We start from the raw sequence: 12,483 nt of genomic DNA, 5'->3' as shown, positions 1-12,483 counted from the left end.
CATTTCTTAACGATTATTAGTTAAAATTGTAATAAAACTATAATTTTTTTGGTAAGGAAGCTTCAGTAATGCAAATCAATCAATTCGATTGGGTTATTAGGAGAATTGCAACAATTTTATCGGTCGTAGTCTTAACTTTGAGTTTAATCGCTGCTTTTAGTGGTATTTTGCTATCTTTTTACTACGAACCAACCGCAGGTGGGGCATATACATCATTGGAGGCGATAACTCTCCAAGTTCCTTATGGTTGGTTTTTTCGTAAAATTCACAGCTTGGCTGGGAATGGAATAATAGCGATCGCTTTAATACAAATCGTGGTGATGTTTTTAGGTAGACAATTTCGCCGTAGTTGGTTGGGTGCATGGATTAGTGGTATTCTCTTAGCTCTTACGGCAATTGGGCTTTCCTGGACAGCAATTATTTTGGCTTGGACCCAGGAAGGATACTGGAGATTTAATATTGAGCTCGGTACAATTCAGGCGATTCCCCTGGTTGGAGTTTGGTTAAAAAACATTCTTACTGGCGGTGGAGCAATTAATTCAGTAACAATACAACACCTTTACACTATCCATAGTTATCTCCTCTCTGTAGGTGTAGTTGTGCTGGCTGTAGTTCACCTATCAAGTTTGATTTGGCAAGAAAAACAAATGAGGGCCAAAAATGGAGTTTCAGTAGAAGAACGAGAAAGATTAAATCAGGCTGTTGATGTATCGCTAGCTGAAAGTTGAGATAGCTTTGCCAGTGGAAATTCTTCTACTTCAGGTAGTTTGTCTAAAGATAGACGATTTGATTGAGTTCCTCCGGAAAGACGCTTAAGTAAAGTTGGTCTGGGATCGTGTAGCAGATAAATAATCCGATCACCAATCTGCCATTGCTGGGAGGCGGGCATAACCATAAGATGTTTTTCTCGCTCTATAAGTAGGGGTACTAAGTCCCCTCCTTCCACCAAGCCTTTGAGAGATTCTTTTTGGTTTTCAATATCCGATTGGCTAAGTGTAGTAGTTAGCAATTTTACTTGTCCATTATTTAGGTATTCATTCCATCGCTTAATTGCCAAGTCGGATACAAATGCTTGATTGACCTTCTGACTATTATTTGCAGGAACTTTAGCGGTAGGATCTCTCGGATAAACAGCCAAAACCCTTGGAGGATCGAATTCTTCTGCTGCTCTTTGTGCCAAGACAAAATTGACTTCACCATTATTGGTCGCAGCCAAAAAAGTTCCTATCGATCCCAGACCCGCTCCTTCTAATACTTCTACATCAAATGCACTGCTAGCAATGACCTGAATGTTTCGATCTTGGGCTTGTTCGCAGGACTCCGGGTTGGTGTCAATCATTACGACTTTTTCTCCCCGCTCTTGGAAGAAGCGGGCAATTAACATACTCAAGGGGTTACAGCCAACAATTACAACTCCCGTAGCTTCTTTAGAAGTGATTTGTAAACAATTAGCTAACCAACCTGCTGTTAGTCCTTGACAAACTACCGTTACGATAATTGTCAAAAACACCAAAGCTTTAATGGCATCACCACCGTTGATACCATGCTGAGTTAGCAAAATTGCAAACAAAGAAGCAACAGAGGCTGAAACAATTCCCCTTGGTGCGATCCAACTTAAAAATAGTTTTTGTCGCCAATTAAAATTGCTATTCCAAGTACATAGCAAAATATTTATCGGGCGCACGATAAACATTAGTGCTAAAACACTAAATAAACTACCCCATCCTAAGGCTAATAGACTGTCAATTGATAGATCTGCGGCTAGTAATATAAACAGCACAGATACACTTAGTATGGTTAATTGACCTTTAAATTGACGTAGTTGGCGCTCTTCAGGGACTGAAGAATTGGCAAATACAATCCCTGCAACTACGGTGGTCATTAGTCCAGATTCGCTGCGAATATTTTGGGATAGCGCAAATAGACCCCATAATCCTGCCAGCACTAGTAGGTTTTTTAACTCGAAGGAGAGGAAATTCGCACGCTTGAAAACTAAGCTCATGACCCAACCACCAACACCACCAATTACTGCTCCTACTCCCAAACGCAGTAACAAACCAATGGCGGCGTTAATTGGACCAGCATCACTGTTCAAAATTGTGTCGAGGACGACAACGGCAAGAATAGCCCCAACAGGGTCAATTAAAACTCCTTCTCCTTCCAGTATTGCTGCTACTTGTCGGTCAACTTTTATATGTTTGAGTAAGGGAGTTACTACTGTAGGTCCAGTTACTACAACTAGGGAGGCATATAGGAAAGCGATTGGCCAAGGGAACTCACTTAGCCAGTGTGCGGCCATGCTACCCCCGAGCAGTGTCACCAGAGTCCCTAAAGTTACCAGTAATTGCAAGGTTGTAGAAACTTTACCCAACTCACGCAGGTCTAAATCTAATCCACCCTCAAACAAAATAATCGCTGTGGCAAGGGCAACAATTACCTCTAAGCCAGTTCCTAGCGTTTGAGGATGTAGTAGCCCAATGCCATCAGAGCCAAGCAAAATGCCAAAGAACAATAAGAATACAATGCCAGGCAATTTAAGATAGGCAGCAAGCACTTGAGCACTAATGCCCGCGACGATGGTTATCACCATCTGCAAAGTGATTTCAAAAGATTCTTCCATATTCGAGATTTTGAGCCATATATTTCAAAATCTTTTGTTAAGAATAGTAAAGACTAACTGCACTGGCTGCAATACTATACCCTTGCTAGACGGGGAAATACAGATAGTTTTTATACTCATGTTTAGGGAAATAAACAAAATTTTACCCCCTTTGTCAAACGTTAGGCAGAAATATTTGCCCATTAGGATTTAATTTCCCATCGATTGTACATAAGCTCTAATCCTTGATATACGGCAATTAAATGTAATCTGTTTTGACGTTTTCATTTAACATATACATCTATTTTAATTTAGTAACACTAAAGGTTTCCTATAGTATACTTTTGTCTTGCGTTGAATTGTCTTAAAGATTAGCCGGGTCTCAAAGTCTATATACTTATAAATGATGTCAAATCAACTTTGGCAGAAGTTAAAATTGGCGAATGTAAAACCTAGAGCTTGAGGCAATATTCCCCTAGTTACTGACTGTATCCTCACTTCTGTTTTTCAAAGGTAATATGAGACATTTTTAATCAACAGGTTGATATTCCTTTCTTGACATAATACTAGGATACTCCTTTGAAGTTGAGGATTTTGTATTTTGAGCCGCTCAAAAATTTGCTCAAAACTGTTGACACAAATAAGAAACTCCGCTAAATTATTAAAAGTCTGAGGCACGCGCCCCATCGCGCCCCCATCGTCTAGAGGCCTAGGACACCTCCCTTTCACGGAGGTAACAGGGATTCGAATTCCCTTGGGGGTATACAAAGACAAATGACAAGATTATAAAAGCTGTAACCTAGTTTATTGGGTTACAGCTTTTATATTTTGTTAGGCTAGTAAAAATTTAAAATCCTCAGGAATTTATCGGAAATTTAAAACACCATAAACGTAATAGCAAACCTTACTGTTTTATTTGATGTTTTAGTTTAAATCTAAAGCTTCCGTAGACCTTGTTTAAAGTTAAACTATTAGTTTTTAATCTCTTGCTATTTTTTAAAGAGATTTCATTCTAAATATGTATTTACTAATAATTTAAAATATAAGTTTAATTTATTAGTTTGATTTTATATAGTTATTGGTTTTAAAAATCTGTAAATCAAGCATAAAAATGCTCTTTAAGGTAGAGAAGTATTGACTTTCTCTACCTGAATCATAGCAAATTTTAAGCGTAGCTAAATAGGTTTTCTGTGCGTTGGCGAACAGCTAGCAAATTTGAACGTAAGTCATCACTCATTCGACGTTCAATTAATCCCACTGGCATTGTTAGTCTGGGTAAGATTTCGATGGTGTAGCACAGACTTGTTGCAACTTCCCCTTCCAAATAAATCGGTGCTAGCAGCCAACAGCCGCAGAAAACTTTGAAATCTCCTTCAACCATCTCGAAACAAATCTTGTCAGGAAAATATTCTTCCAGATCGAGAACAACTCGTGCCGAGAAATTCATCCGTAATAATTGCCCAGAACCTATTTGTTCCAATCGAATACCCCCCGTAGGATGTGGTAAAAGGCGACTTTTTACAAGGTTAGGGACGAACTGAGTCAAAGCCTCATAATCTGTAAGTACTTTCCAGACCTGTTCTATCGGGCGGAGAATGTGGATATTAGCGCTAATGCGTCGTTGTCGCTCAGAAATTTTTTCAACTTTGACATCAACAGCTTCTGAATTAACCGCGTCTGCAGTCAAATTCTCCTGATTTGTATTGCTGTTGCTAAAAGCGGAAAAATTGATTTTTTTAGGCGCGTAATGTTTTTCAGTTACTTTCATTTGGTGGTTCAGTTTCCTCAGCAAATTGTGGCAAAGTCAAAGTAAAACAAATTTTGCTTAATTCGGAGTTGGGAATTTCAGAACTGTCAACAGCGATCGTTCCATTAAGATGCTGTACATAAGATTTTACCAACGCCAATCCTAAACCAGTACCGGGAGTCCACCGACCTTTACCCCGACGGAATTTATCAAAAATATATGTGGCTTCTTCTTGAGATATACCCCTACCAACATTAATGATTTTAATCGATATTTTATCTGTGGAGTCGGAAATTTGGTGTTCTGCTTGCAATTCTACTTTTGTATCAGGTTCGGAATATTTACAAACATTTGATAGTAATTCAGTAAGAATACGCTCAAAACTTTCTATTTCCGTTTGCAGTTCAAGTGAATCTGCTGGTAATTCAAATAAAATTTCTAATCCTTTATCTGAGAGCTTTTTCTTAAAACGTTCTGTAATATCTTGAATTTTAGTATTTAAATCAATGCTTTCTAATTGGGGACGCTCTTGATGGGTTTCTAGTTTTTGCAGCGTGAGCAGATCGTTAATCAAGTCAATTTCTTTAGTACATTCTTCTTCAAGAATATTTAAGTATCTTGCTTGACGTTCAGGATCTATTCCCTTTTGACGTAGATTACGCAACGCCATCCGCATATTCGTCAAAGGATAACGTAGGCGATCGCTCATATTGCTGAGAAATTCATCTTTAAGCTCGTTGAGTTCTGCTAACTGTTTTACGTATTGGCGAGTTCTTTCATACAATTTAGCTTGAACTTCTAAACTACCCTGTAATTTATCGGTACGTTCATCTACTAAAGCTCGAACCTGTCTTAAAGTTTGATTTTGGATGATCGCGTTACTTAATTGAGCACATACCATTTCCACCATATTTAATTCAGCAGGCTTCCAACAGCGGGCTACAGACTGTTGTAGCGCCATAAATCCTAAGACTCTCCCTTGACTTTCCAAAGGAACTAAAAGCAATGCTGGTAAGACATCTAATGCAAACACTGGTGCAATTCCAGATGTGTCACCACGGCGACGATCAGAATTATTATTAATGACTACTGCTTTTCCAGAATCAGAAAAAGCACGCCGGGATAAACCACAATCTTTTAGCCAGTAAGAGCCATCTTCGGCAGATTCTGACTGTTCGATGACAATATTGTCTAGGTTTTTTGACCATTTACCGACTATTCTCGCTTTGGCTTTAGGAATATTTTCCTTGGAACGATTCCAGCGAAATAAGGGGTTAGTATATTTTAACGATATCAATAAACCACGATCTGCTTCCAATGCTTCAGCAGTAGCTGCTATCGCAGATTGGAGCATTTGATTTAGCTCCAGGTTGCTGCGACTCAGAATTGTTAACTGCTGAATTAAACTTTGATGAAGAGCACAAGTTTCCACATACTTTTTCTGGGAAGCAATCAACTGGATTTGCGCTACTTGTGAAAAAGCGATCGCACATGATGATTCAATCGCCCTGAGCAGTTCTTTTTCTGAGTCTTTCCACTCATAGGGCTGGGATTTAATCAAAAAGACTACACCGTCAATTTTTCCGCCAAATCTTGTGGGAATTACCAGTACCGATTTGATTGGTAAGGGTAAATGCCCGTGAGCGATTGCCAAAGTATTATTAATTGAATTAATGTCTTCAATTTTTGGCGGTTCAGATGCAAATACTAACTCATGTTTTTCCCATTGGTCGCTGGATAATATTTCGTTTGCTTGTGGTAAATCTAAGTCTTTAGGGGCACACCAATTTGCTGTAATTGTCTCTCCCGTACTTCCATTAGTAACTGTAACCAAGCAGCAACAATCGACTTTAAAAGCCAAGCCTAATAACTCGGCAATCTCTTGCAGCATCTCTTCTGGAGTTGGGCTATTGGCAATACTTTGATTAATTTTTTGTGCTAACTGGTGGGCATCATATTGCTCATGCAGCATCAGCTTAACCCGGTACTTGTGTTGTCGATCTATATCTAATTCATCAGAGTATTGCGGCAAGGACGATAAACGCTTTTTTCTTCCTGGTACACTCTTGGATAATGACCCCATTTTATTTGTTCCCGACTCCTGGAATTTCCGTAATCCTTGATCGCTTTGTCTGCACCCTGATGAACTCATATATTTCTGAGCAATATCTCTCACTTGTTATAGCTCTTTTATGTTTCAGATGACCAAATAATTTGGCTACATAATCTGAATAATTTTTAACATGTTGTATAAACACGTTCATACTGAGTAAAAGTACTAACCCATGCTTATACCTAAGAAGCTACAAGGGAAAAATTTAAATTAGGTTAGAAAGATGATGAATTTACCACTTCCTAACTTTGATTCAGAATATCCTTTGAGTAAATCTACATAAACCGTAAATACTCTATAATTCAGACCAAGATACGCCAAAAAGAATCCGCGTTAACACTGATGAATTTAAATAAATATGATACTTTTAGTTTTGGTTTTATTTTTACTTAAGTATTATGATTAAATGTGATAACACCTCAAAGTCTAAACTGCCAAATTTACTCAAAGATGAAGTTGAGTGAACTTACTTAATATTCTTCAAATTTTCCAGCAAAACAAATGCTCAACCCAATATTCTCAAGTCTCACTACATATTAAGTGGTGACGATGAACTTTGTGGTTAATTTGGCAATAGTCTACAGGGTTTATACTCAAATAAAATAAATTATAATTTAAATTAATATAATTAAAATTAATTATTGCTATAAGTTTTTTGATTAAAATATTTTACATTGGAATCAGAAACTGCCAAAAAATTTCTACAACTACAAATTCTGGTTGCAATAGCAGCCCAGCCGTCCCAAGATTTCAATCTTAAAGATAGCTGGGCTGCACTTTGCCGGACCGTATAGTTATCCGGCTAAACTCTCAACACTCAAAGGTACCATATCGCCATTTCTTGTTAATCCTAAAAGCATTGGTTGTTGGGGTTGAATTAAATGACCAGTGAGAACACAACGTTCTTCTTGTTGAGCGGTTGCAGCGATACTGGCTCTAATATCAGTTTTGGAAAATCGCGGCTTCCAATCTCCCGATTTTTGCTGAACATAATTCCACAGAATATTTCTGATCAGGGCTTGATATCCCTGATTGCCCGCAAGTTCTTTAAGTTTATCTTTGAGTTCTCGCTCCAAGCGAATGCTAGTAACTTCCATGTCGGTGGTGGGAGTGCGAGTAATTGTATGCATGATTTTTGCTCCTTTTATGTACAAAACTATAGACAGGATAGTAATACAAGTGTAGTATGTTTAAAGAAAGGATCAAACAAACAATTCTTATATAGGTGAAATTTTCTGTGATATTAACTCAACCCACCTCTACTTCCTCGCGTTATTCCCACGGCTTTTACAGTCGGGAATCAGGCGTAATGGGAGTGGAGTTTTTATGTGTGGGTGTAAATAGCCTTAAAAGGCGGTTAATTGCAGAATTTAACAAACATCGTGAATATACCAATTTTATATATACAAAAATTCGTGGGCGAGATTTAACACCCCAACGAGAACGAAAACGCGGGAGGTACAGGTTGAGAAATACTGTACCGATAAAGGACTAAAAGACTAACAGTCAATTCCAAGCCCCCGCTTCCGACCATGTTTGAAGCGGGGGTTTATTTATGAGGAGTCAAGCTGTGACGAGCGCAAGACAAATCTTAGAGCAATCTGTGGTGGTATTTTCTCAAAATTACCTGCCATTGTCTCGTATAAACATTAAGCGAGCAGTTGTACTGCTTGTTACAAAGAAAGCAGAACCCATCGAATTAATAACAGAAAAAGGATGGCGAGTTCATTCACCAAGCTTAGTACTTTACGTACCCAGACAAATCCGTTTAAAAACTGCTTCTGGCGAACGGATATGGAAAGTTCCCTCCGTTAATCGTCGAGAAGTATTGCGGCGAGACCACCATAGTTGCCAATATTGCGGTAGCGTTAAAAACCTAACATTAGACCATGTGATTCCTCGTTCCAGAGGCGGTCAACATACTTGGGATAACGTTGTTACTGCTTGCGAAAGGTGTAATTTCCGCAAAGGAGATAAAAGTCCCCGAGAGATGGGGATGAAGTTACGCACAAAGCCCAAGGCTCCAATCCACCCAGCGATTTTATTTGCTGAAGAATTCTGGAAGAGCGTTGCGCAAGAAGCAAACCTGGAATAACAGGAGAGCATGAGGAATGCTGAAATTAACTTATATGGAAACTAACTTTCACCTTGAATACCTCACTCAGTCCTTGGAGGATTGGGTACAGTCTAGAGTGATTTTAGCGCTGCGAGTTTGTCAACCTCTATGCGTGGAACCAAGTACTGCATCTTTTTTGCTTCCTGTTGATGTATTGGGATTGGAAACACTTCAAGCCGAAGCCAAACGCGAAGATAGAGAAGTCTTCAGTTTCTGTGTTTGTGATTCTGAATGCGTAGAAGTAAGTCTCAAGGGTGCTTGGTTATCAAATGGCTGTGAAGATGCAAATGGTTTATTTGTAACTGCAATTAACGATCGCACTGAATTTTTCCTGCACAAACTATGGTTGGAAGCACAGAGTTGTGCGTCAGTTGTGAGTGATTAAGAAGCTAATGGGTTTGCTTTTGGCGACCCATTAGTTTTTTGGCGATTAGGGATTAGGGATTAGGGATTAGGAATTGGCGATTAGTGAAAGCGTCATATGGTAATTGGTGATTATTAAATTTAAAATTTAACTCGTTAGGGTCATAAACTGATAAATAAAATAAATTACTAAAAATAATCTATTAAAAACTACTTATTAAAATTAAAATAATTTCTTCTGTAATACAATTGTAGTATCATGTAGGTAAGAGGGATGCAACAAAAAATAGGTTAAAGAGAAAATGCTGAAAGTTCACTTAACCTTAAAGTTAGATATATCTTTTAGAGCTTTCCAATTTAGAGCTTTTCAAAGCCACAATAAACAAGTAAAAAATATCAAACTTTCTCAAGCCAAATCCAATTTAAGGAGGAATGTAAACTACAAAACACCTGAATATCTGAATAAAGTGCAATCGATTTATTATTTAGAGCGTCAATGTTTTTGGTGATGATATGAAAACTCAAATTGAGATGATTCGAGCAGATATTACTACCCTTGAAGTAGAGGCGATAGTTAATGCTGCGAATAATTCTCTTCTGGGAGGTGGCGGCGTGGATGGAGCAATTCATCGTGCCGCAGGACCCGAGCTACTAGAAGAATGTCGTTTGCTAAATGGTTGTCCGACAGGAGAAGCAAAAATTACTAAGGGATATCAATTACCAGCAAAATACGTCATTCATACTGTCGGTCCGATTTGGCAAGGTGGGACACAAAATGAGGCAGAATTATTAGCTTCTTGTTATTTTTCCTGTTTGCTATTAGCAGTCGAAAATAAGATAAAAAATATTGCTTTTCCTGCTATTAGTTGTGGTGTTTATGAGTATCCACTTCAAGAAGCTTGTAATATTGCCCTTGAGTCAACTTTGAATTTTATTAAGGGCAGTGATGATTTAGAAAAAATTATATTTGTCAGTTTTAATAATTCTGTTTATCAAATTTATCTTGATGCTCGGCAAAAATTAGGTTTTGAATAAATAAGTTTTAGAAGATTTTAAGCATGATTTTTAAATAAAAAAATTTCATACATAAGTTTATATCAAAACATCTGCCTTGATTAAGTTGCGTTACGGCGTGGCGATGAAAGTAATCTTAAAACATATTTTTTTGCACGTCTAATATACCCTACTATATTTTTTTAAGAATATCTAAATATTTAATAGAGCAATATTATGACAATTTATTTTTACAGTGCTCGTGAAAAGATTTATGGCTGTTTTTCTAATTTTTCTCAACATGGTTTTAAGTTGGATGGAGATTGGTGGATAACTAGCGAACATTATTTTCAAGCCCAAAAATTTGTAGAAACCGATCGCCTTTGGTTTGAGAGAATACGGGATGTCACAACTCCAAAAGATGCTGCAAATATGGGACGTTCTCGCAAACACCCACTACGGAATGATTGGGAAAGTGTGAAAGATGAAATTATGTGCCGAGCAGTATTGTGTAAGTTTCAAAATCATCTCGAAATTCAAGAAATTTTGTTTGCTACTGGTGATGAGTTAATTGTTGAAAATGCACGAAGTGATTATTACTGGGGTTGCGGTGCTGATGGTACTGGAAAAAATAAGTTAGGAAAAATTTTAATGAAGGTGCGTGGAATTTTACGAGAACAATAATTCGGGTTTGGGTAATGGGTAATGGTTAGTTTTTTATTCGTATATGTCTTATGGAAAATAATACTAATAATATAAATATGCGTCCTTATGCAGGGGAAGTAGATTTAGAAGCCATCGCTAATCTAATTAATTTTTGTGATGCGACTTATCAGTTAGATCAAAAAACATCAGTTTCTGAACTAAGAGATGATTTCAATACTCCTAGTTTCGACCAAGAAAGCGATATATGCTTATGGGAAAATATTGATAAAAAGCTTATTGGTTTCGGTTCTTTATGGATAACTGAACCAAGCGATTCTATTGACGGTTATTTATCAATTTACGTTCATCCTAATCTTAAGAATAGTGCTCTGCAGTCTGAGATTATTCGATGGGGTGAATCAAGAATGCGTCAGGTAAGACAAGAGCGTGGTTTTGAAGTTAAGCTGCGTTCTCGCTGTCGAGATTCTTTTTCTGAACGCATTGTGACTTTAAAAAATCGCGACTTCACTATAGATCGCTACTTTTTACGGATGGAGCGATCACTATCTGAGCAAATTCCTCAACCAGATTTTCCGGAAGGTTTTACTTGGCGTCAAACAAACCCAGAGCAGGATGTAATCAAGTGGATGGAGCTATTCAATGATTCTTTTCAAGACCACTGGAATCATCATGATGTGACATTGGAAAACTTGCAGCACTGGCTTAAGAGTGAAAACTATAGATCTGACTTAGACTTGATTGCAGTTGATTCTAATGGTAAATTCGTTGCCTGCTGTTATGGTGAAATCTTTCCAGAAGACAATCTACATAAAGAATATAAAGAAGGGTGGATTAGTATTGTAGCAACGCGACGTGAGTTCCGTCGTATGGGAATAGGAAAAGCGATTTTACTGAGCAACTTGCATCAACTTAAAGCTGCTGGGATGGATGTCGCCAAGTTAGGGGTAGATGCAGATAATCCTAATGGTGCATTGGGACTCTATGAATCCATCGGTTTCCGAAAAATCTATACAACTCTTTGTTTTGTAAAAGATGTTTCCTATGAAGATGTTTGATTCAAGTTCAGTTAATTAGTTACTATCCCCCTAATAAGAAATTACCAATCACCAATCACCTATTACCCATCACTTAAATTGGCAAACGGTTAATATCCTGATTGCAGCCAATCACAACAATTGCTGTACCTGCTTCTAGACGTTGACTTGGTTCCGGATTAATTTGAAATTTACCATCGTGGCTGACTGCAAGAACATTTATACCGTAACGATTACGAAGTTGCAGTTCAGCAATAGTTTTATGATGAAAATCTTCGGGAACAATACATTCAATGATGCTATTATCTGGATCGAGTTCAAATCTATCCAGAATTGATGGTTTAGTCAGTGTTCTTGCTAAAGCGCAACCTGCTTCATCTTCAGGGAAAACAACATGATCCGCACCGACTCGGCGCAATAATTTGCTGTGAACTTCACTAGAAGCTTTGGCTATTACCCGGGATACTCCCCCTTCCTTTAAATTAAGAGTAGTAATGATGCTTTCTTGGATATAATTACCAATGGCAATTATTACGGTATCAAATTCAAAAATTCCTGCTTCTTCTAGAGCGCTGGCTTCTGTAGAATCTAATTGTAAAGCATGACCGGTAATTTCGTCTGTCAGGGCTTTTGCAACCTGCTTTTCATCTACATCAGTGGCTAGTACTTGGTAGCCCATCTTATGTAAACTCGAACAAACAGAACGACCAAAACGACCTAATCCAATTACAGCAAATTGCTGATTGTCTTTACGCAAGCCGCGAAAAAACGCAAATGATGACAGACTCACTCTATAGTTCCTTAATTATTGCTGTTTAGATTAAAGACATAAAATCGGACATTTAAAATCAG

The 12,483-nt window shown here is 37.8% G+C and carries 12 protein-coding genes and 1 tRNA gene; 8 read left to right on the top strand and 5 right to left on the bottom strand.

Annotated elements, in window-relative coordinates; all coding sequences use genetic code 11:
* Positions 1-68: 68 nt before the first annotated feature.
* Positions 69-728, top strand: a complete 660-nt coding sequence (locus BC008_RS40000) for a cytochrome b N-terminal domain-containing protein (protein WP_027841738.1) — start codon at positions 69-71, stop codon at positions 726-728.
* Here the strand turns inward: BC008_RS40000 and BC008_RS39995 are convergent.
* Positions 695-2,620: a cation:proton antiporter gene (locus tag BC008_RS39995; RefSeq protein WP_027841737.1), complete on the bottom strand. Its 1,926-nt coding sequence runs from the start codon at positions 2,618-2,620 to the stop codon at positions 695-697. The genes BC008_RS40000 and BC008_RS39995 overlap by 34 nt on opposite strands.
* Before the next feature lie 669 nt (positions 2,621-3,289).
* Between BC008_RS39995 and BC008_RS39990 the strand changes: the two genes are divergently transcribed.
* Positions 3,290-3,362: transfer RNA gene (locus tag BC008_RS39990), tRNA-Glu, on the top strand.
* 402 nt (positions 3,363-3,764) lie between these two features.
* Here BC008_RS39990 and BC008_RS39985 read toward each other — a convergent pair.
* The 3 genes from BC008_RS39985 to BC008_RS39975 form a co-directional block, all read right to left on the bottom strand.
* Positions 3,765-4,367, bottom strand: coding sequence for an SRPBCC family protein (locus BC008_RS39985; protein WP_036264855.1), 603 nt, complete (start codon positions 4,365-4,367; stop codon positions 3,765-3,767).
* Positions 4,354-6,429 carry a GAF domain-containing sensor histidine kinase gene (locus BC008_RS39980; RefSeq protein ID WP_027841735.1) on the bottom strand — a complete coding sequence of 692 codons (2,076 nt, stop codon included), beginning with the start codon at positions 6,427-6,429 and terminating at the stop codon, positions 4,354-4,356. The genes BC008_RS39985 and BC008_RS39980 overlap by 14 nt, the downstream gene beginning before the upstream one ends.
* 824 nt (positions 6,430-7,253) lie before the next feature.
* Positions 7,254-7,589, bottom strand: coding sequence for a ribbon-helix-helix domain-containing protein (locus tag BC008_RS39975; protein WP_027841734.1), 336 nt, complete (start codon positions 7,587-7,589; stop codon positions 7,254-7,256).
* Positions 7,590-7,696: 107 nt separating this feature from the next.
* On the opposite strand from BC008_RS39975, the gene BC008_RS48985 reads away from it, so the two are divergent.
* From BC008_RS48985 to BC008_RS39945, 6 genes are all read left to right on the top strand, one after another.
* Positions 7,697-7,954 (top strand): hypothetical protein, encoded by a 258-nt coding sequence (locus BC008_RS48985; RefSeq protein ID WP_153009740.1) that lies wholly within the window; start codon positions 7,697-7,699, stop codon positions 7,952-7,954.
* A gap of 75 nt (positions 7,955-8,029) precedes the next feature.
* Positions 8,030-8,554, top strand: a complete 525-nt coding sequence (locus BC008_RS39970; RefSeq protein ID WP_027841733.1) for an HNH endonuclease — start codon at positions 8,030-8,032, stop codon at positions 8,552-8,554.
* 16 nt (positions 8,555-8,570) lie between these two features.
* Positions 8,571-8,960 carry an alr0857 family protein gene (locus BC008_RS39965; protein ID WP_027841732.1) on the top strand — a complete coding sequence of 130 codons (390 nt, stop codon included), beginning with the start codon at positions 8,571-8,573 and terminating at the stop codon, positions 8,958-8,960.
* A 491-nt stretch (positions 8,961-9,451) separates the two neighbouring features.
* Complete coding sequence (locus BC008_RS39955) at positions 9,452-9,973, top strand: O-acetyl-ADP-ribose deacetylase (RefSeq protein WP_027841731.1); 522 nt, start codon at positions 9,452-9,454, stop codon at positions 9,971-9,973.
* Between the two features lie 195 nt (positions 9,974-10,168).
* Positions 10,169-10,615, top strand: coding sequence for an NADAR family protein (locus BC008_RS39950; RefSeq protein WP_027841730.1), 447 nt, complete (start codon positions 10,169-10,171; stop codon positions 10,613-10,615).
* Between the two features lie 50 nt (positions 10,616-10,665).
* Positions 10,666-11,652, top strand: coding sequence for a GNAT family N-acetyltransferase (locus BC008_RS39945; RefSeq protein ID WP_027841729.1), 987 nt, complete (start codon positions 10,666-10,668; stop codon positions 11,650-11,652).
* Positions 11,653-11,725: 73 nt separating this feature from the next.
* Here the strand turns inward: BC008_RS39945 and BC008_RS39940 are convergent, their stop codons facing one another.
* Positions 11,726-12,421, bottom strand: coding sequence for a potassium channel family protein (locus tag BC008_RS39940; RefSeq protein WP_027841728.1), 696 nt, complete (start codon positions 12,419-12,421; stop codon positions 11,726-11,728).
* Positions 12,422-12,483 lie beyond the last annotated feature (62 nt).

The sequence above is a fragment of the Mastigocoleus testarum BC008 genome (genome assembly GCF_001456025.1).
In the GTDB taxonomy this organism is placed as follows: domain Bacteria; phylum Cyanobacteriota; class Cyanobacteriia; order Cyanobacteriales; family Nostocaceae; genus Mastigocoleus; species Mastigocoleus testarum.
The sequence above is the reverse complement of the archived record's forward strand: the minus strand, read 5'-3'. Positions and strand labels throughout refer to the sequence as shown.

Coding starts and splice junctions, on each gene's coding strand:
- BC008_RS39965 (WP_027841732.1), top strand. CDS start 8,571: ATGCTGAAATTAACTTATATGGAAACTAACTTTCACCTTGAATACCTC.
- BC008_RS39980 (WP_027841735.1), bottom strand. CDS start 6,429: ATGGGGTCATTATCCAAGAGTGTACCAGGAAGAAAAAAGCGTTTATCG.
- BC008_RS39955 (WP_027841731.1), top strand. CDS start 9,452: ATGAAAACTCAAATTGAGATGATTCGAGCAGATATTACTACCCTTGAA.
- BC008_RS40000 (WP_027841738.1), top strand. CDS start 69: ATGCAAATCAATCAATTCGATTGGGTTATTAGGAGAATTGCAACAATT.
- BC008_RS39995 (WP_027841737.1), bottom strand. CDS start 2,620: ATGGAAGAATCTTTTGAAATCACTTTGCAGATGGTGATAACCATCGTC.
- BC008_RS39945 (WP_027841729.1), top strand. CDS start 10,666: ATGGAAAATAATACTAATAATATAAATATGCGTCCTTATGCAGGGGAA.
- BC008_RS39985 (WP_036264855.1), bottom strand. CDS start 4,367: ATGAAAGTAACTGAAAAACATTACGCGCCTAAAAAAATCAATTTTTCC.
- BC008_RS39950 (WP_027841730.1), top strand. CDS start 10,169: ATGACAATTTATTTTTACAGTGCTCGTGAAAAGATTTATGGCTGTTTT.
- BC008_RS39975 (WP_027841734.1), bottom strand. CDS start 7,589: ATGCATACAATTACTCGCACTCCCACCACCGACATGGAAGTTACTAGC.